Here is an 18,026-nt window from a genome sequence, read left to right as displayed (position 1 = left end):
TGATTATGAAATTAATAGATAAACATGGCATCACCGAAACTAAAGAAACGGTAGTGTTCTTGAATAGCATGTTGGTAAGCATCTAGGACTAAGTCACGGCCTGCAAAGGCAGAAACCAACATAACGAGAGTTGACTTGGGGAGGTGGAAGTTGGTTGAAAAAGCATCCACGACCTTCCATTGGTAACCTGGTTTGATAAAGATATTGGTCCAGCCAGAATCTGCTTGGATTTGTCCGTCAAACTTGGAACCAATAGTTTCCAACGTACGGATAGAAGTGGTTCCGACAGCGATGACACGACCTCCATTTTCCTTGACAGAGCGAAGGGTAGAAGCTGCTTCCTCAGACAGTTGGTAGAACTCTGAGTGCATTTCATGTTCGTCCAGATTGTCAACAGAAACGGGTCTAAAGGTTCCTAAACCAACGTGGAGGGTCAAATAAACCAAATGGATACCCTTGGCTTGGATTTCTGCTAGCAGTTCTTTGGTAAAGTGAAGCCCAGCAGTCGGTGCAGCAGCAGAGCCACTTTCTTTAGCGTAGACCGTTTGATAGCGTTCACGATCATCCAGTTTTTCATGGATATAAGGTGGTAATGGCATTTCACCTAGACTTTCCAAAACTTCTAGGAAAATTCCTTGGTATTCAAAGCGGACAATACGGCCCCCGTGAGTCAATTCTTCCGTAACAACAGCGCTGAGACGACCATCTCCAAAGCTGACGCGAGTACCGACCTTGAGGCGTTTGGCAGGTTTAGCTAGGACTTCCCACTCATCACCAGCAGTATTTTTGAGAAGGAGAAGTTCCACATGGCCACCTGTTTCTTCCTTTTGACCATAGAGGCGGGCTGGGAGAACACGGGTGTCGTTCATGACAAGGGCATCACCCGGTTCCAGCATATCGATAATAGAGTGGAAGTGTTTATCCTGCAACTCTCCCGTTTCTCGGTTTACGATGAGGAGTTTAGAGGCATCTCGTTTTTCAAGTGGTGTTTGGGCAATCAATTCCTCAGGTAAGTGGAAATCAAAATCAGCTGTATTCATTTTTTTCATCATTCTTTCTAACTTCTAATCTTATCCATTATAACATGTTTCAAGTTTGGACGCTCTTTTTTTGGAAATTAAATCGTTTTCACTTGACAAAAATTGGTCTATACCATATAATGAATATAGAAATATGGAGGATATGAAATGAAAGTTATTAAAGTTGAAAATCAAGTCGAAGGTGGAAAAGTAGCTTTTGAGATTTTGAAGGAAAAGTTGTCCAATGGCGCTCAAACATTGGGACTTGCGACAGGAAGCAGCCCGCTTGAGTTTTACAAGGAAATCGTTGAGAGTGACCTTGATTTCTCAAATCTAACCAGTGTGAACCTTGATGAGTATGTGGGACTTGATGGGGACAATCCACAGTCTTATCGTTACTTCATGCAAGAAAACTTGTTTAACCAAAAACCATTTAAAGAAAGTTTCTTGCCACGTGGTGTTAAGGATAATGCTGAAGAAGAAGTAGAACGCTACAATCAAATTTTGGCTGACCATCCTGTTGATTTGCAAATCTTGGGAATCGGTCGCAATGGACATATCGGCTTTAACGAACCAGGCACTCCATTTGACAGTCAAACGCATCTAGTAGAACTTGATCAATCTACTATCGAAGCCAATGCTCGCTTCTTTGACAAGATTGAAGACGTCCCAACCCAAGCCATTTCAATGGGGATTAAAAACATCTTAGACGCCAAGTCAATTATTCTTTTTGCTTACGGTGAATCGAAAGCAGAAGCCATTGCTGGAACAGTATCAGGCCCAGTGACTGAGAACCTCCCAGCAAGTAGCCTCCAAAACCACCCTGATGTGACTATTATTGCGGATGCAGCAGCGCTTAGCTTGCTTGAAAAATAAAAAGTACAAGAACCACTTGCTCTTTGGAGTGAGTGGCTTTTTACTTCAAATGTTCACTATCCCGCTAAAGTGGTATAATATAGCTATACAGGGGAGGCTCGAACTTTGATTTATATAATCGGTTTTATTTGTTTTTTACTTTTAATGTTACTGTTTAGTCGCTTAATTCAGCAATCAAAAAACCCTTCGGGCTTTCTAGGAAAACGAATGATGAAATTGTGGAATAGAGCCTATATCCCCATGTTTGTATGGGTAATTCATCATCTGGATAGGAACATTTTACCCTGTAATCTTAGATGTAGGAGTTGGAAACGGTCGTTCAACCATCCTACTGAAAGAAACCTTTCCGCAAAGTACCATAACTGGAATCGATATTTCAGATACTGCAATAGCTCAAGCCAAACATATAGAGATGACTAATCTAAATTTTGAACGAAGAGACGTTAGGGAGACAGGCTTTTCTGATGAAAGTTTCGATTTGATTACAGCTTTTCAAACTCATTTTCATTAGCGGGATCTAGAGGCTTCTTTTATGGAACTTCGAAGGATACTCAAATCAGACGGGATGCTCTTACTGGCTTGTGAGTATAACAAGTTGTCTTACTTTTTACCAGATGTCCAAAGCGAAGAAGCATTTAGACGATTCTTGTTATCAGTAGACTTTGAGCTCGTAACTAGTCAAAGAAAGGGATCATGGATCCTTTATAAAATTGTTAAACATTAATGGAGGTACAATCATGAAACAATTATTTTTATGTTCATATTTTGCTGGTGTCAAAAATCTTTTTAGTGATTATGTAAAGGAAAAAAATCTAGAAAAAAAGGTTTTATTTATTCCTACCGCTGGGAACAAAGAGGATTATACTGCCTATATCGATGAGGCTCAGCAAACATTCAGGGATTTAGGATTTGAGATAGAGGTTCTAGATATTGCTTCTTGTGATCGAGAAACTGCTCAGGCAAAGATTTTCCAAAGCAAGATTCTTTATATCTCAGGCGGGAATACCTTTTATTTATTACAAGAATTAAAGAAAAAACAACTCCTATCTCTTATCAAAGAGCAAATAAGAGATGGGCTGGTCTATGTGGGAGAATCAGCAGGAGCTATCATTACAGCCAAGGATATTGACTACAATAAGCTCATGGATGACAAGACGGTAGCGAAAGAGTTATCGGATACAGCGGGATTGGATGAAGTGGAGTTTTACATCCTTCCACATTATGGTGAGGAGCCTTTTACTGATAGTAGCAAGAAGACCTTTGAAACCTATAAAAATCAGCTCGACTTAATGCGAATGAACAATTCACAAGCCGTTATTGTAAATGATAAAGAAATAAAAGTTGTTTCTGAACAGGGGTAAAATAAATTTCTTTTTTGCTATTATGATGTCCATTTTAATACGTTGTCTCTTTTGAAAAAGAAATTGAAGATAATATAAGTTTATGGCAGTTTTTCCTTGACATTTATTCATTTTGCGTGTAGAATAGAATAGATCTTGAACTTGAAGGGAGTGAAAAAAATGTCTAAAACAGTAGTACGTAAGAATGAATCTCTTGACGATGCACTTCGTCGTTTCAAACGTGCGGTTACTAAAGCTGGTACTCTTCAAGAAACACGCAAACGTGAATTCTATGAAAAACCTTCTGTAAAACGTAAACGTAAATCAGAAGCAGCTCGTAAACGTAAAAAATTCTAATTGAAATGAAAGGCTAGACTTGTCTAGTCTTTTTTTGCATAGTATTTAGAGGAAAAAATTCTTATGAGAGAGTATATAAAAGAATATAAAAGAATGCGTGACAATCACTTGGAAGATTGGGGTTATTATGCTGATCCGATAGATTGGAAGGAATTTGAAGAGTCAAACCGTAGAATTTTTGAAAAGTATTTGAAGGATTCAAAAGTATTGTCTGACAAGGTTTTAAGGGTAAAATTGTACAGTAGTTTACTACTAGATGATATCAAGTATTTTGCATATTATGCTGCGTTTTTAGACGGGGATTACAAGCAGCTAAACAATGCTCTATGGCAAACAGGAAGAATCGAGTTGATGAGAGGCGGTTTGTTGGCAAGTGGAACAATCTACACAGATGGGATATTGAAAGGCTTGTTTACCTCTTTTGCTTGTAACGATTTTTCAGTCATTCCATCTTTCATCCCCAAGGATTTACCCTTGTTGAAAGGAACCTATTATCCGGAAAATGTCATCAATCTTTTGCACGCTCTTTATTATCAAGATGAAGAGAGATTATCGGAGTCTCTCTTGCGGGCACAACAGTTTTTAGAGAGGAAGAAACGAACTGGTATGGAAGAATTTTCTGTTCGGTATTTTATAAGTTTGGCAAGAAAAGATGTAGTTGGAATAAGCGAATTCTTAGAAAATTTATGCCTAGCTTATCAGAGACGAGGTTACCCCTATGAAAAGATTGATAAGTGCTTTGCGGACGAGATTCATGGTCTATATCGATTGGTACGATTTTTTGACCATTCCTTGTTTGAAGCTGTCAGTATGCCGTCTCATAAGACTTTTTTGAAGGATTTTGAAGAATGGCAACTCCGAAATCAGTTTCCACAAGGTCAACAATTCTATACTTATCCTCAAGATATGGCTGATGCAAACAGAATGTTGACACAAGGCCTTCCAAGAATTTATATAGAAAAATCAGGAAGGGATTTGGTGATAGACGTTGATCGATTTGCAGTAGATTTGTCTCAACTGATTTGAGAAAGTACAAAAATATTTGCCCGATAAATCTTTTTCCAATCAACTTCAAATAAATACTGTAAATCTTGCAAAAAAAGGAAACTTCCAACTACAATTTGATATAATAGTAAGGAGAACTCGATTGAAGGAGGAAATTATGTCAGTTTTAGTAAGAGAAATCATTGAAAAACTCAGACTAGACATTGTATACGGCGAGGGCGAATTGCTTGAAAAAGAAATCAACACAGCGGACATTTCTCGACCAGGTCTTGAAATGACAGGCTATTTTGATTACTATACTCCGGAACGGCTTCAACTGTTGGGGATGAAGGAGTGGTCTTATCTGGTCGCTATGTCTTCTCACAACCGTTATAAAGTCTTGACCAAGATGTTTCAACCAGAAACACCAGTGGTTATTGTTGCGCGTGGTTTGGTGATTCCAGAGGAGATGTTGAGAGCTGCTAGGGAATGTAAGATTGCCATTTTAACCAGTCGTACAGCTACTAGTCGCTTGTCGGGAGAGTTATCTAGCTACCTTGATTCCCGTTTAGCTGAACGGACTAGTGTGCATGGTGTCTTGATGGACATTTATGGCATGGGTGTCTTGATCCAAGGGGATAGTGGTATCGGTAAGAGTGAGACAGGTCTCGAGCTTGTGAAACGCGGACACCGTTTGGTAGCAGATGACCGTGTGGATATCTTTGCTAAGGATGAAATGACCCTTTGGGGAGAGCCCGCTGAAATTTTGAAGCATTTGCTTGAGATTCGTGGAGTGGGGATTATCGATGTGATGAGTCTCTACGGAGCAAGCGCTGTAAAAGATTCTTCACAAGTTCAGCTGGCAGTCTATTTGGAAAATTACGATACCCAAAAGACTTTTGATCGTCTAGGAAACAATGCTGAAGAATTAGAAGTTTCTGGTGTGACTATTCCACGTATTCGTATCCCAGTAAAAACAGGACGCAATATCTCAGTTGTTATTGAGGCAGCAGCTATGAACTATCGCGCTAAGGAAATGGGCTTTGATGCGACGCGTTTATTTGAAGAACGCTTAACTAATCTCATCTCCAAAAATGAGGTGAAAGATGATTAATCCAGTTGCATTTGAAATCGGACCTTTTTCCATTCGTTGGTATGCCTTGTGTATTGTGGCAGGCTTGGTCTTGGCAGTTTATCTTGCCATGAAAGAAGCTCCTAAAAAGAAAATCCTGTCAGATGACATTTTGGATTTTATCCTGATTGCTTTTCCAGTTGCGATTTTAGGCGCTAGATTATACTATGTACTCTTTCGCTTAGATTACTATCTGCAAAATCCAGGTGAAATCATCGCCATCTGGAATGGTGGTTTGGCCATTTATGGAGGTTTGATAGCAGGAGCTATTGTCCTTTATATCTTTGCAGATAGAAAGCTGATCAATACTTGGGATTTCTTAGACATAGCAGCACCGAGTGTCATGATTGCCCAAAGTTTGGGTCGCTGGGGAAACTTTTTTAACCAAGAAGCCTACGGTGCAGCAGTAGATAGTCTGGATTATTTGCCAGGCTTCATTCGTGATCAGATGTACATTGACGGTAGCTACCGTCAGCCGACCTTCCTTTACGAGTCGGTTTGGAATCTGATTGGATTTGCTTTGATTCTGATTTTTAGAAGAAAATTGAAGGGAATCAGACGAGGTCATATCACTGCTTTCTACTTGATTTGGTATGGTTTTGGTCGTATGATCATCGAAGGAATGCGAACGGATAGTCTTATGTTCTTTGGACTGCGGGTGTCCCAATGGTTATCAGTTGTCCTGATTGGACTAGGTGTTTACATCATACTTTATCAAAATCGAAAGAAAGCCCCTTTCTATCAAACTGAGGAGGAAAACTAAATGTTAGAAGTTGCTTATATTCTTGTTGCTATTGCTTTGATCGTTTGTTTAGTCTATCTGACGATTACCATTCAAAAAGCAGGTCGAATGATTGATGAGACGGAGAAAACTATCAAAACCTTGTCTTCAGATGTAGATGTTACTTTACATCATACCAATGAATTGTTGGCTAAGGTCAATGTATTGGTAGACGATATCAATGTCAAGGTTGCGACGATCGACCCACTCTTTACGGCTGTAGCAGACTTATCTGAGTCAGTATCTGACCTCAATAATCAAGCGCGTGTCTTGAGCAAGAAAGCTTCATCAGCTGGTTCAAAAACACTTAAGACGGGTGCTGGATTGTCAGCTCTTCGTTTCGCAAGTAAATTTTTCAAAAAATAGAAAAGGAGAAATCTTATGGGTAAACTATCCTCAATCCTTTTAGGAACTGTTTCAGGTGCAGCTCTTGCTTTGTTTTTGACTAGTGACAAGGGCAAGCAAGTTTGTAGTCAAGCTCAAGATTTTCTAGATGACTTGAGAGAAGATCCAGAATATGCCAGAGAGCAAGTCTGTGAGAAATTGACAGAAGTGAAGGAACAAGCAAGGGACTTTGTGCTGAAAACAAAGGAACAAGTAGAATCTGGTGAAATTACTTTTGATAGTGTCCTTGATCAAGCCAAAACATGTGCACGACAAGCGACAGAAGCATCAAAAGAAACCTTTAACAATCTCAAGGAGCAATGGCAAGACCAGTCAGCAACTCCAGATATCGTAGAAAACGAAGAAGAGATTATTATTGATATTACAGAAGAATAAAAGATCACCATCTCTGGTTCAGGAGATGGTGATTTTTATCTGGAAACCAGTCTTTGTGGTATAATAAATACTATGCAGAAAAAACCAACGTCAGCCTATGTGCATATTCCCTTTTGCACCCAGATTTGTTATTATTGTGACTTTTCAAAAGTATTTATCAAGAATCAACCAGTAGATAGTTACCTGGAGCATCTGCTAGAAGAGTTTCGTTCTTATGATATTCAAAAGTTGCGAACTCTCTATATTGGAGGTGGGACTCCAACGGCTTTGTCAGCTCCGCAATTAGAGGTGCTCTTGGATGGCTTGACTAAAAACTTGGACTTGTCTGTCTTGGAGGAGTTGACCATTGAGGCCAATCCAGGAGACTTGGATGCGGATAAGATTGCGGTTTTGAAACAGTCGCCAGTCAATCGTGTTTCCTTAGGTGTGCAGACCTTTGATGACAAAATGCTGAAAAAGATTGGGCGTAGTCACTTGGAGAAGGATATTTATGAAAATATCGACCGCCTCAAACTCGCTGGTTTTGACAATATTTCCATCGACCTAATCTACGCTCTACCTAGTCAGACCATGGATCAGGTCAAGGAAAATGTGGCTAAGGCCATTGGACTGGATATTCCTCATATGAGCCTTTATAGCTTAATTTTAGAGAATCATACGGTCTTTATGAACCGTATGAGACGAGGGAAATTACCCCTGCCTAAGGAAGAATTAGAAGCAGAAATGTTTGAGTACATCATTGCGGAACTTGAGCGAGCTGGTTTTGAGCATTATGAGATTTCAAATTTTTCCAAGCCAGGCTTTGAAAGTCGCCACAATCTCATGTACTGGGATAATGCTGAGTATTATGGTGTCGGCGCGGGAGCTTCAGGCTATGTAGACGGAGTTCGTTATAAAAACCACGGTCCTATTCGACATTATCTCAGTGCAGTAGAGGCAGGAAATGCTCGGATAACAGAAGAACACCTGAGCCAAAAGGAGCAGATGGAAGAAGAAATGTTTTTGGGACTCCGCAAGAAATCTGGGGTTTCCATGGCACGATTTGAGGAAAAATTTGGACGGTCCTTTGATGGACTTTATGGAGAAATCGTCAGAGACTTAACTCAACAGGGTCTTATGCAGATCGATGGTGATCGTGTTCGAATGACAAAGAGAGGTCTCTTTTTAGGAGACACTGTAGCAGAACGATTTATTTTGGAGTAGAACGATGGGCTTAACTTATCAAATGAAAATGAAAATTCCTTTTGATATGGCGGACATGAACGGTCATATCAAACTTCCAGATGTGATTTTGCTGTCCTTGCAAGTATCAGGTATGCAGTCGATTGAACTGGGAGTTAGCGACAAGGATATGTTAGAACAATATAATCTGGTCTGGATTATCACGGATTATGCGATTGACGTGGTTCGCTTGCCTCGCTTTGCTGAAGAGATTACGATTGAAACAGAAGCATTGACTTACAATCGTCTTTTTTGCTACCGCCGTTTCACTATCTATGATGAAGCAGGTCAAGAAATCATTCGCATGGTAGCAACCTTTGTTCTCATGGACAGAGATAGTCGGAAAGTCCATGGAGTCGAGCCTGAGATTGTTGAGCCTTACCAGTCTGAGTTTGATAAAAAACTCATCCGTGGGCCAAAGTATGTAAATCTAGAAGATTCGATCAGTAAAGACTACCATGTTCGTTTTTACGACTTGGATATGAATGGCCATGTCAATAATAGTAAATATCTAGACTGGATTTTTGAGGTTATGGGAGCCGATTTTCTAACTAAGTATATTCCAAAGAAAATCAATCTCAAATATGTCAAAGAAGTGCGACCAGGTGGCATGATTGAGTCAGTTTATGAACTCAAGGGTCTAGAAAGCAAGCATGAGATTATCAGTGATGGCGAGATCAATGCCCAAGCTATGATTACTTGGCAAGAAATTGAAGCGAATTAGAAAGGACGATATGGCTTATAAAGGTTATTTAATTGATTTAGACGGAACCATTTACAAGGGGAAGGACCGAATTCCGGCAGGAGAGGCTTTTGTGCATGAACTGCAAAAGCGTGAAATTCCTTATCTCTTTGTAACCAACAATACAACCCGAACTCCAGAGAGTGTTCAAGAGATGTTGGCTCAGAATTTTAACATTAATACGCCTCTATCAACTGTCTATACAGCGACTTTGGCAACCATCGACTATATGAATGACTTGGGACTGGAGAAGACAGTTTATGTTATCGGAGAAGCGGGGCTCAAGGATGCCATTCAGGCAGCTGGTTATGTCGAAGACAAGGAAAATCCAGCCTATGTGGTAGTTGGACTGGACTGGCAAGTCGACTATGAAAAATTTGCTACGGCAACTCTTGCCATTCAAAAGGGTGCCCACTTTATCGGAACCAACCCCGACCTCAATATCCCAACAGAGCGTGGTCTCTTGCCAGGTGCGGGTTCACTGGTGACACTTCTTGAAGTAGCAACTCGGGTCAAAACAGTTTATATCGGAAAACCAAACGCCATCATTATGGACAAGGCCGTGAAACACCTAGGATTGAAACGAGAAGACTTGCTCATGGTTGGGGACAACTACTTGACAGATATTCGAGCAGGGATTGACAATGGTATTCCAACGCTCTTGGTGACGACAGGTTTTACCAAAGCAGAAGAAGTGGCGAACTTGCCAATCGCACCAACTCATGTGGTGTCTAGCCTTGCGGAGTGGAATTTTGATGAAAACTAAACTAACCTTTTGGGGAAGTATGCTCTTTTTCCTCTCCCTTTCTATTCTCTTAACCATTTATCTGGCATGGATTTTCTATCCCATGGAGATTCAGTGGCTGAACTTAGCGGATCGAGTCTATCTAAAGCCCGAAACCATTCAGTACAATTTTCATATCTTGATGAATTACCTGACCAATCCCTTTAGTCAGGTCTTAGAGATGCCAGATTTCCGTTCGTCAGCGGCTGGTTTACACCACTTTGCGGTGGTGAAGAATCTCTTCCACTTGGTTCAGCTGGTCACTTTGGTGACACTTCCAAGTTTCTATTTCTTTGTTAAAAAGATTGTAAAAAAAGGTTTTTTATCACTATATCGTAAAAGTATTCTGACTTTATTAGTCTTTCCTTTGGTCATTGGGCTTGTAGGAGTGTTGATTGGTTTCGAGCAATTCTTTACTCTTTTTCATCAGATTCTCTTTGTGGGAGATAATACCTGGTTTTTTGATCCAGCAAAGGACCCAGTTATTTTGATTTTACCAGAGACCTTCTTTCTCCATGCTTTCCTTCTCTTCTTTGGCTTCTATGAAAGCATATTTGGCTTCCTTTATTTGAAAAGTCGTAATTCTAAACTATTCTAGTATTTTGCATAGATAAAAAAAAAACGAATTTAGAAATTCTGATGAGGAGTGAATTAACTTCATTGGAATTGAGTAATTCGTTCGCATACAGTCTATTTTTCTAGAAAAAAATAGGCTTTTTTCTAGAAATTGCTAGTCAAGCGCTTTATTTTTTTGTATAATAAGAATAGCAAAGTATAGATAAAGAAGAGAAAAGCATGATTACACTATTTTTATCACCGAGCTGTACATCATGTCGTAAGGCAAAGGCCTGGTTAGAGACGCATAAGGTGCCCTTTCAAGAGCATAATATTATGACCAGTCCTTTAACAAGAAAAGAATTGCAACACATTCTTTCCTTGACCGAAAATGGTACTGATGACATCATTTCAACTCGCTCAAAAATTTTTCAAAAATTGGATATTGATGTAGAGAGTATTTCGGTATCGGAGTTGCTTCAGTTGATTGAGCAATATCCTAGTCTTTTGCGTCGCCCAATTATTATAGATACCAAACGCATGCAGATCGGTTTTAATGAAGATGAGATTCGTGCTTTTCTCCCTCGTAGTTACCGTAAACAAGAATTGAAAGAAGCAACATTGAGAGCTGGTATTGGATAGATGAACAAACAGTATAGTTACCCACTAGATTTGTCGTGGAGCACTGAAGAACTTGCTTCAGTGCTTTCTTTTTTTAATGATGTTGAAGCTGCCTATGAAGATAAGGTAGAAGCAAAAAAACTGCTAGATTCCTACAAGGAATTTAAATCCGTAGTTCCGAGCAAAAGCGAAGAAAAGCGCTTAGGTCGCGAATTTGAAACTGCTAGCGGTTATTCCTTCTATCATGCAGTTCAATTAGCAAAAGAAAAAAGAGAAGGGAAGATTTCTCTTGGAAACTAAATTTGAATTTGCCAAACAGATTGTGCAGGAAGCTGCAGATTACATTTTGGCCCACATGCAAGAAGATTTGCAGGTCGAGCGAAAATCTTCACCTACTGACTTGGTGACGCGTTTGGATAAGGAAGTTCAGGATCTCTTAGTTGGTAGAATTTTAGCATCTTATCCAGAAGACTTGATTTGTGCGGAAGAGGGCTGTTTACGTGCTGCGGTTGGTCAGGGGACTGTTTGGGTGATTGATCCCATTGACGGTACTAATAACTTTATCGCTCAACAGGAAGATTTTGCTGTTATGTTGGCCTACTTTGAGAATGGAGTTGGGAAATTTGGTATCATTTATGATGTCATGAAAGGTGATTGCTACCATGGTGGTGGTGCCTTTCCTCCATGTCGTAATAATGAGCCCTTACCGACTTTTAAAAAGAAACCTCTTCAAGAATTTTTAGTGGCTGGTAACTCAGCTATGTTTGAAACAAATGAATGGGGCTTGGCGGATTTAGGTCGAGCAGCGTTGGGAGTCCGTGTCTATGGTAGTGCGGCCATTAGTTTTGCCAAGGTTTTATCAGGTCGTCTCTTGACCTATATCACCTACTTGCAACCATGGGATTACGCTGCTGCCAGTATCCTAGGGGAAAGTTTGGGCTATCGTCTTCTTACAGTTTCTGGTGAACCTGTTGATTTTCAAACACGCCAGCCAGTCATGTTGGTGCCAATCGAGATGCAAGAAGAGATTCAGTCCTATATTTATGAAAGGAAAGACAATTAAATGCAATTTCCAGAAGGATTTGTTGAAAAATATGAAGCGATACTAGAAGATGAGGCAAGAGATTTTCTTGCCTCTTTTAAACAAGAAGCAGTTTCGGCTTTTCGGGTTAATCCCTTAAAAGAAAGTCAGCTATCGTTTGCGGATGCCATTCCTCATACACCTTGGGGGCATTATGGCAAGGTTTCAGGGAAGTCACCAGAGCACGTGACAGGCCTCGTTTATTCGCAAGAGCCTGCTGCCCAAATGGTAGCCCAGGTAGCTCAGCCCCTTCCTGGTATGAAGGTCTTGGACTTGGCGGCAGCGCCAGGTGGGAAATCCACTCAATTGGCAGCTTATCTGGCTAATCAGGGAGTCCTTGTTTCCAACGAAATTTCAAGCAAACGAGCTAAAATTTTGGTGGAAAATATGGAGCGGTTTGGAGCGACAAACGTAGTCGTGACCAATGAGTCTGCGGACCGCCTAGCCAAGGTTTTTAAAGGCTATTTTGATGTGATTGTCCTTGATGCCCCTTGCTCAGGTGAAGGGATGTTCCGTAAACAACCAGATGCCATGGACTATTGGAACATCGACTATCCGAGCCAATGTGCCAGCCTCCAAAGAGAGATTTTAGAAGATGCAGTCACCATGCTTGCTGAAGGTGGTCGTCTGGTTTATTCGACCTGTACCTGGGCGCCAGAGGAAAACGAAGAGATCGTTCGCTGGTTACTAGATGCTTATGATTTTGAACTGCTTCCGGTCGAGCATGTGAATGGCATGGTAGCAGGGATTGATCTCCCTGAAACGGCTCGGATGTACCCTCACCATTTTAAGGGAGAAGGTCAGTTTGTTGCCCATTTGCAGTTCAAGGGAGAAAATCCAACACCCAAATTCAAAGTCAGTAAGAGCAATCTCAGTCGCGAACAACTAGCTTTATGGCAGGAATTTGTCCAAAAACATCTCAAAATATCACTAACTGGCCTTCTACAAACTTTTGGCGACCAACTCTATCTCTTACCAGAGATGCTACCTGATCTAGGGAAACTTAAAATTGCTAGAAATGGACTTCATTTGGGTACTTTTAAGAAGAAACGCTTCGAACCAAGCTTTGCTCTGGGATTGGCCTTAAAATCAAGTCAGGTGAAACAAAGGGTAGAAATCAAGGATGAGGACTTTGTAAAATATGTGGCTGGGGAGACAGTTCCGTTAGCAGAAAGTCTACCAAATGGCTGGTATCAAGTTCTTGTTCAAGGAAACGGACTGGGCTTTGCAAAAGTTACTGGAAATGTTTTAAAAAATTATTATCCAAAAGGCCTCAGATTCAAGTGAAAAAGCTAGTCAAAGAGCCTATTCTATGTTATAGTGGAAGTATGGTTTTTTCTGAGAGTCTTTCATTTTTACTTATATTATGTGATGAACTTGCTGGTCCTCAAGGGACCTGCAGTCTATAAATCGTAAGCCAAATCTTATCATCGCTGATTGGCATGATAGGAACTGAAAGAAATCAGAGCATTCATCATTATGTTCAAGGAGAAAAACAGTGAAAAAAAGAAAGAAGCTCGTCCTATCTCTTGCGACACTTTTACTTGCAGGTTTTCTAGCCGGATGTGCAAGCTGGATTGATCGTGGAGAAACCATGACAGCCGTCGGTTCAACTGCCCTTCAGCCTCTGGTCGAAGCTGCAGCAGATGAATTTGGTTCAAAAAATATCGGAAAAACAGTCAACGTTCAAGGTGGAGGTTCGGGAACAGGACTCTCTCAGGTGCAGTCTGGAGCTGTAGATATTGGCAACTCTGACGTTTTTGCTGAGGAAAAAGATGGTATTGATGCTTCAGCGCTTGTGGACCACAAGGTTGCAGTAGCTGGTCTTGCAGTGATTGTGAACAAGGAAGTAGATGTTGAAAATCTCACAACCGAGCAACTTCGTAAAATCTTTACCGGTGAAGTGACTAACTGGAAAGAGGTTGGTGGCAAAGACTTAGCTATTTCGATCATTAACCGTGCAGCAAGTTCGGGTTCGCGAGCAACCTTTGATAATGTCGTAATGAATGGTCAAGCGGCTATGCAGAGCCAAGAACAGGATTCTAATGGGATGGTTAAGTCAATTGTTTCGCAGACTCCAGGAGCCATTTCTTATCTTGCCTTTGCCTATGTGGATGACTCGGTCAAGACCATGAAGCTCAATGGCTATGAGCCGACAACTGAAAATGTAACGACCAATAACTGGCCTTTGTGGTCTTATGAGCACATGTACACCTTAGGTCAGCCGAATGAGTTGGCAGCTGAATTTTTAAAATTCATCCTCTCAGACGAAGCCCAAACTGGAATTGTTAAGGGCATGGGCTATATTTCCATCAATGAAATGAAAGTCCAAAAAGATGCGTCAGGTACCGTAACAGCAATAGAAGGGGGTCAATAATGAATCAAGAAGAACTTTCAAAAAAATTGCTCTCTCCTTCAAAGAACTCTCGTCTTGAGAAGTTTGGTAAAGGATTGACCTTCGCCTGTCTTTCTTTGATTGTGATCATTGTGGCGATGATTTTGATCTTTGTAGCGCAGAAAGGCTTGTCGACCTTCTTTGTCAATGGAGTCAACATCTTTGATTTCCTCTTTGGACAAACTTGGAATCCTTCAGGTAAACAATTTGGTGCCCTGCCGATGATTTTGGGTTCCTTTATTGTGACGATTTTATCAGCCCTCATCGCAACTCCCTTTGCTATTGGTGCTGCAGTCTTTATGACAGAAGTATCACCAAAGGGTGCAAAGATTTTGCAACCAGCCATTGAACTTCTTGTTGGGATTCCTTCAGTTGTCTATGGATTTATCGGTTTGCAAGTTGTGGTGCCTTTTGTTCGTAGCGTCTTTGGTGGAACTGGTTTTGGGATCTTGTCAGGGATTTTCGTTCTCTTTGTCATGATCCTACCAACTGTAACCTTTATGACAACAGACAGCTTGCGTGCTGTTCCTCGTCATTACCGTGAAGCCAGTTTAGCTATGGGAGCCACTCGTTGGCAAACCATCTGGCGTGTGACCTTGAAAGCAGCACGTTCAGGTATTTTCACTGCAGTGGTCTTTGGGATGGCGCGTGCCTTCGGTGAAGCCCTTGCTATTCAGATGGTTGTCGGAAACTCAGCAGTTATCCCAACCTCGCTAACAACACCAGCTGCGACCTTGACATCTGTATTGACTATGGGGATCGGAAATACCGTCATGGGAACGGTTGATAATAACGTTCTCTGGTCACTGGCCTTAGTCTTGCTCTTGATGAGTTTGGCCTTTAACAGTGTGATTAAATTGATTACGAAAGAAAGAGGAAAGAAAAACTATGCACGCTAAGAAATTAGATAAACTTGCAACAGCTGTCCTCTATACTATCGCGGGTATCATCGTTGCCATCTTGGCATCCTTGATTCTCTATATCTTGGTGAGAGGGTTACCGCATATCTCTTGGTCCTTCTTGACAGGGAAATCCTCCTCTTATCAAGCAGGCGGGGGTATCGGGATTCAGCTCTACAATTCCTTCTTCCTTTTGGTCATTACCTTGATCATTTCTGTTCCGCTATCTATGGGAGCTGGCGTATTCCTCGCTGAGTATGCCAAAAAAGGACCTGTGACCAATTTTATTCGTACCTGTATTGAGATTTTGTCTTCTCTACCATCAGTCGTTGTGGGTCTCTTTGGTTACTTGATCTTTGTAGTCCAGTTTGAGTATGGATTTTCAATCATTTCAGGTGCCTTGGCCTTGACGGTCTTTAACCTCCCTCAGATGACTCGAAATGTTGAGGACAGTTTAAAACACGTTCACCATACGCAACGTGAGGCTGGTTTGGCTCTTGGAATTTCTCGTTGGGAGACTGTAGTCCATGTCGTCATTCCAGAAGCCCTTCCAGGTATCGTAACGGGTGTTGTCTTGGCATCTGGCCGTATCTTTGGTGAGGCCGCCGCTCTTATCTATACGGCAGGACAATCCGCTCCAGCCCTTGACTGGTCTAACTGGAATATCCTCAGTGTTACCAGCCCTATTTCAATCTTCCGTCAAGCAGAAACCTTGGCTGTCCACATCTGGAAAGTCAATAGCGAAGGAACTATTCCAGATGCTACCATCGTATCAGCTGGTTCTGCCGCCGTGCTCCTCATCTTTATCTTGATTTTTAACTTTGGAGCTCGCAAACTCGGAAGCTATTTACACAAGAAATTAACCGCTGCCTAAAGGAGAAGCCATGTCAAAATATAACTGGGATGAAAAGCATATCATCACCTTCCCTGAAGAAAAAGTGGCCCTCTCTACTAAGGATTTACATGTTTACTATGGTAAAAATGAATCCATCAAGGGCATCGATATGCAATTTGAAAAAAATAAAATTACAGCCTTGATTGGCCCTTCTGGATCAGGGAAATCTACTTATCTTCGCAGTCTCAATCGGATGAATGATACCATTGATATTGCCAAGGTCACAGGTCAAATCCTCTACCGAGGGATTGACGTCAACCGTCCAGAAATCAATGTCTATGAGATGCGCAAGCATATCGGAATGGTCTTCCAACGTCCAAATCCATTTGCTAAGTCTATTTACCGCAACATCACTTTTGCTCATGAACGTGCAGGAGTTAAGGACAAGAAAGTACTTGATGAAATTGTTGAAACCTCTCTAAGACAGGCAGCCCTATGGGATCAGGTCAAAGATGACCTCCACAAATCAGCCTTGATGCTTTCTGGTGGTCAGCAACAACGTCTCTGTATCGCTCGCGCCATCTCTGTCAAGCCAGATATCCTCTTGATGGATGAGCCTGCTTCAGCCTTGGATCCGATTGCGACAGCCCAGCTGGAAGAAACCATGTTGGAATTGAAGAAGGACTTTACCATCATCATCGTTACCCACAGTATGCAACAGGCTGCGCGTGCGAGTGACTACACAGGATTTTTCTACTTGGGTGATTTGATTGAGTACGATAAGACATCCAATATTTTCCAGAATGCTAAGTTACAGTCAACCAATGACTATGTAACGGGACACTTTGGTTAGAAAGGAAACGGTATGTCAGAAGCGATTTTACAGGTGTCAGACCTGTCCGTTTATTACAATAAAAAGAAGGCCTTGAATAGTGTTTCCCTTTCTTTCCAACCTAAGGAAATAACAGCCTTGATTGGTCCTTCTGGATCAGGAAAGTCCACCCTGCTCAAAGCCATCAACCGCATGGGCGATTTAAATCCTGAGGTGACAACAACGGGATCAGTAGTCTATAATGGTCACAATATCTACAGTCCCCGCACCGATACGGTTGAATTGCGTAAGGAAATTGGGATGGTCTTTCAACAGCCTAATCCCTTCCCTATGTCTATCTACGAAAATGTTGTCTATGGGCTACGTATCAATGGGGTTAAGGACAAGCAAGTCCTTGATGAAGCGGTCGAAAAGGCCTTGCAACGTGCTTCTATTTGGGATGAAGTAAAGGATCGTTTGCATGATTCGGCCATTGGTCTCTCAGGTGGACAACAACAACGTGTTTGTGTTGCTCGTGTCTTAGCAACCAGTCCGAAAATTATCCTCTTAGATGAACCAACTTCAGCTTTGGATCCTATTTCTGCAGGTAAGATTGAGGAAACCTTGTATGGTCTGAAAGATAAATACACCATGCTCTTGGTAACGCGTTCGATGCAACAAGCCTCACGTATCTCTGATAAAACAGGATTTTTCCTAGATGGGGATTTGATCGAGTTTAACGATACGAAGAAGATGTTCCTAGACCCACAAAACAAGGAAACAGAAGATTATATTACAGGAAAATTTGGATAA

General features: G+C 41.3%; 22 protein-coding genes and 1 pseudogene. 22 read left to right on the top strand and 1 reads right to left on the bottom strand.

What is annotated here, in order from left to right; translation table 11 throughout:
- Nucleotides 1–11: 11 nt before the first annotated feature.
- On the bottom strand, nt 12–1,040 hold the full coding sequence (queA, locus tag DF216_RS03845) for a tRNA preQ1(34) S-adenosylmethionine ribosyltransferase-isomerase QueA (RefSeq protein ID WP_129326070.1): 1,029 nt from the start codon (nt 1,038–1,040) through the stop codon (nt 12–14).
- A gap of 147 nt (nt 1,041–1,187) precedes the next feature.
- Here queA and DF216_RS03840 point away from each other — a divergent pair, with 147 nt between their 5' ends.
- From DF216_RS03840 to pstB (DF216_RS03735), 22 genes and pseudogenes are all read left to right on the top strand, one after another.
- The gene (locus tag DF216_RS03840) at nt 1,188–1,895 is read left to right on the top strand and encodes a glucosamine-6-phosphate deaminase (RefSeq protein ID WP_129326036.1); all 708 of its coding nucleotides are present in this window, start codon (nt 1,188–1,190) and stop codon (nt 1,893–1,895) included.
- Between the two features lie 105 nt (nt 1,896–2,000).
- Nucleotides 2,001–2,619, top strand: a pseudogene (locus DF216_RS03835) (class I SAM-dependent methyltransferase).
- Between the two features lie 13 nt (nt 2,620–2,632).
- Nucleotides 2,633–3,256 carry a Type 1 glutamine amidotransferase-like domain-containing protein gene (locus tag DF216_RS03830; RefSeq protein WP_129326035.1) on the top strand — a complete coding sequence of 208 codons (624 nt, stop codon included), beginning with the start codon at nt 2,633–2,635 and terminating at the stop codon, nt 3,254–3,256.
- Between the two features lie 159 nt (nt 3,257–3,415).
- Nucleotides 3,416–3,592, top strand: coding sequence for a 30S ribosomal protein S21 (gene rpsU, locus DF216_RS03825; protein WP_000048054.1), 177 nt, complete (start codon nt 3,416–3,418; stop codon nt 3,590–3,592).
- 63 nt (nt 3,593–3,655) lie between these two features.
- On the top strand, nt 3,656–4,618 hold the full coding sequence (locus DF216_RS03820; RefSeq protein ID WP_129326034.1) for a hypothetical protein: 963 nt from the start codon (nt 3,656–3,658) through the stop codon (nt 4,616–4,618).
- 136 nt (nt 4,619–4,754) lie between these two features.
- The gene (gene hprK / locus DF216_RS03815; RefSeq protein ID WP_164978996.1) at nt 4,755–5,690 is read left to right on the top strand and encodes an HPr(Ser) kinase/phosphatase; all 936 of its coding nucleotides are present in this window, start codon (nt 4,755–4,757) and stop codon (nt 5,688–5,690) included.
- On the top strand, nt 5,683–6,471 hold the full coding sequence (gene lgt / locus DF216_RS03810) for a prolipoprotein diacylglyceryl transferase (RefSeq protein WP_129326032.1): 789 nt from the start codon (nt 5,683–5,685) through the stop codon (nt 6,469–6,471). The genes hprK and lgt overlap by 8 nt, the downstream gene beginning before the upstream one ends.
- A complete protein-coding gene (locus DF216_RS03805) occupies nt 6,472–6,855 on the top strand; it encodes a DUF948 domain-containing protein (protein WP_129326031.1) in 384 nt (127 codons plus the stop codon).
- A gap of 15 nt (nt 6,856–6,870) precedes the next feature.
- Entirely contained in the window at nt 6,871–7,269 is a 399-nt protein-coding gene (locus tag DF216_RS03800; RefSeq protein ID WP_129326030.1) for a YtxH domain-containing protein, read from the top strand.
- Nucleotides 7,270–7,341: 72 nt separating this feature from the next.
- Nucleotides 7,342–8,472 (top strand): radical SAM family heme chaperone HemW, encoded by a 1,131-nt coding sequence (gene hemW, locus DF216_RS03795; RefSeq protein ID WP_129326029.1) that lies wholly within the window; start codon nt 7,342–7,344, stop codon nt 8,470–8,472.
- Between the two features lie 4 nt (nt 8,473–8,476).
- Nucleotides 8,477–9,214 (top strand): acyl-[acyl-carrier-protein] thioesterase, encoded by a 738-nt coding sequence (locus tag DF216_RS03790; RefSeq protein ID WP_129326028.1) that lies wholly within the window; start codon nt 8,477–8,479, stop codon nt 9,212–9,214.
- 10 nt (nt 9,215–9,224) lie between these two features.
- A complete protein-coding gene (locus DF216_RS03785; protein ID WP_129326027.1) occupies nt 9,225–9,998 on the top strand; it encodes a TIGR01457 family HAD-type hydrolase in 774 nt (257 codons plus the stop codon).
- Entirely contained in the window at nt 9,988–10,614 is a 627-nt protein-coding gene (locus tag DF216_RS03780; protein ID WP_164978995.1) for a TIGR01906 family membrane protein, read from the top strand. Before DF216_RS03785 ends, DF216_RS03780 begins: the two co-directional genes overlap by 11 nt.
- A 197-nt stretch (nt 10,615–10,811) precedes the next feature.
- Nucleotides 10,812–11,213, top strand: coding sequence for a Spx/MgsR family RNA polymerase-binding regulatory protein (locus DF216_RS03775; RefSeq protein ID WP_000631261.1), 402 nt, complete (start codon nt 10,812–10,814; stop codon nt 11,211–11,213).
- Nucleotides 11,214–11,492 carry a UPF0223 family protein gene (locus tag DF216_RS03770; RefSeq protein WP_001041959.1) on the top strand — a complete coding sequence of 93 codons (279 nt, stop codon included), beginning with the start codon at nt 11,214–11,216 and terminating at the stop codon, nt 11,490–11,492. It begins immediately after the preceding gene.
- On the top strand, nt 11,482–12,255 hold the full coding sequence (locus DF216_RS03765) for an inositol monophosphatase family protein (RefSeq protein WP_129326025.1): 774 nt from the start codon (nt 11,482–11,484) through the stop codon (nt 12,253–12,255). The genes DF216_RS03770 and DF216_RS03765 overlap by 11 nt, the downstream gene beginning before the upstream one ends.
- On the top strand, nt 12,256–13,560 hold the full coding sequence (locus DF216_RS03760; RefSeq protein ID WP_129326024.1) for an RsmF rRNA methyltransferase first C-terminal domain-containing protein: 1,305 nt from the start codon (nt 12,256–12,258) through the stop codon (nt 13,558–13,560). It abuts the gene before it with no gap.
- Nucleotides 13,561–13,771: 211 nt separating this feature from the next.
- Nucleotides 13,772–14,650: a phosphate ABC transporter substrate-binding protein PstS gene (locus DF216_RS03755; RefSeq protein WP_129326023.1), complete on the top strand. Its 879-nt coding sequence runs from the start codon at nt 13,772–13,774 to the stop codon at nt 14,648–14,650.
- Complete coding sequence (pstC, locus tag DF216_RS03750) at nt 14,650–15,567, top strand: phosphate ABC transporter permease subunit PstC (RefSeq protein WP_001070944.1); 918 nt, start codon at nt 14,650–14,652, stop codon at nt 15,565–15,567. Before DF216_RS03755 ends, pstC begins: the two co-directional genes overlap by 1 nt.
- On the top strand, nt 15,557–16,441 hold the full coding sequence (pstA, locus tag DF216_RS03745) for a phosphate ABC transporter permease PstA (protein ID WP_000543050.1): 885 nt from the start codon (nt 15,557–15,559) through the stop codon (nt 16,439–16,441). The genes pstC and pstA overlap by 11 nt, the downstream gene beginning before the upstream one ends.
- 10 nt (nt 16,442–16,451) lie before the next feature.
- Nucleotides 16,452–17,255 (top strand): phosphate ABC transporter ATP-binding protein PstB, encoded by an 804-nt coding sequence (gene pstB / locus DF216_RS03740; protein WP_000049851.1) that lies wholly within the window; start codon nt 16,452–16,454, stop codon nt 17,253–17,255.
- Nucleotides 17,256–17,267: 12 nt separating this feature from the next.
- Nucleotides 17,268–18,026 carry a phosphate ABC transporter ATP-binding protein PstB gene (gene pstB, locus DF216_RS03735; protein ID WP_001287329.1) on the top strand — a complete coding sequence of 253 codons (759 nt, stop codon included), beginning with the start codon at nt 17,268–17,270 and terminating at the stop codon, nt 18,024–18,026.

The sequence above is a fragment of the Streptococcus oralis genome (genome assembly GCF_004127215.1).
Taxonomy (GTDB): domain Bacteria; phylum Bacillota; class Bacilli; order Lactobacillales; family Streptococcaceae; genus Streptococcus; species Streptococcus oralis_BD.
This window is presented reverse-complemented; position numbering and strand designations above follow the sequence as displayed.

Coding starts and splice junctions, on each gene's coding strand:
- DF216_RS03820 (WP_129326034.1), top strand. CDS start 3,656: ATGAGAGAGTATATAAAAGAATATAAAAGAATGCGTGACAATCACTTG.
- DF216_RS03785 (WP_129326027.1), top strand. CDS start 9,225: ATGGCTTATAAAGGTTATTTAATTGATTTAGACGGAACCATTTACAAG.
- DF216_RS03800 (WP_129326030.1), top strand. CDS start 6,871: ATGGGTAAACTATCCTCAATCCTTTTAGGAACTGTTTCAGGTGCAGCT.
- DF216_RS03770 (WP_001041959.1), top strand. CDS start 11,214: ATGAACAAACAGTATAGTTACCCACTAGATTTGTCGTGGAGCACTGAA.
- DF216_RS03780 (WP_164978995.1), top strand. CDS start 9,988: ATGAAAACTAAACTAACCTTTTGGGGAAGTATGCTCTTTTTCCTCTCC.
- DF216_RS03790 (WP_129326028.1), top strand. CDS start 8,477: ATGGGCTTAACTTATCAAATGAAAATGAAAATTCCTTTTGATATGGCG.
- DF216_RS03775 (WP_000631261.1), top strand. CDS start 10,812: ATGATTACACTATTTTTATCACCGAGCTGTACATCATGTCGTAAGGCA.
- pstB (WP_000049851.1), top strand. CDS start 16,452: ATGTCAAAATATAACTGGGATGAAAAGCATATCATCACCTTCCCTGAA.
- DF216_RS03760 (WP_129326024.1), top strand. CDS start 12,256: ATGCAATTTCCAGAAGGATTTGTTGAAAAATATGAAGCGATACTAGAA.
- DF216_RS03805 (WP_129326031.1), top strand. CDS start 6,472: ATGTTAGAAGTTGCTTATATTCTTGTTGCTATTGCTTTGATCGTTTGT.
- DF216_RS03830 (WP_129326035.1), top strand. CDS start 2,633: ATGAAACAATTATTTTTATGTTCATATTTTGCTGGTGTCAAAAATCTT.
- pstA (WP_000543050.1), top strand. CDS start 15,557: ATGCACGCTAAGAAATTAGATAAACTTGCAACAGCTGTCCTCTATACT.
- pstB (WP_001287329.1), top strand. CDS start 17,268: ATGTCAGAAGCGATTTTACAGGTGTCAGACCTGTCCGTTTATTACAAT.
- rpsU (WP_000048054.1), top strand. CDS start 3,416: ATGTCTAAAACAGTAGTACGTAAGAATGAATCTCTTGACGATGCACTT.
- hemW (WP_129326029.1), top strand. CDS start 7,342: ATGCAGAAAAAACCAACGTCAGCCTATGTGCATATTCCCTTTTGCACC.
- pstC (WP_001070944.1), top strand. CDS start 14,650: ATGAATCAAGAAGAACTTTCAAAAAAATTGCTCTCTCCTTCAAAGAAC.
- queA (WP_129326070.1), bottom strand. CDS start 1,040: ATGAATACAGCTGATTTTGATTTCCACTTACCTGAGGAATTGATTGCC.
- lgt (WP_129326032.1), top strand. CDS start 5,683: ATGATTAATCCAGTTGCATTTGAAATCGGACCTTTTTCCATTCGTTGG.
- hprK (WP_164978996.1), top strand. CDS start 4,755: ATGTCAGTTTTAGTAAGAGAAATCATTGAAAAACTCAGACTAGACATT.
- DF216_RS03840 (WP_129326036.1), top strand. CDS start 1,188: ATGAAAGTTATTAAAGTTGAAAATCAAGTCGAAGGTGGAAAAGTAGCT.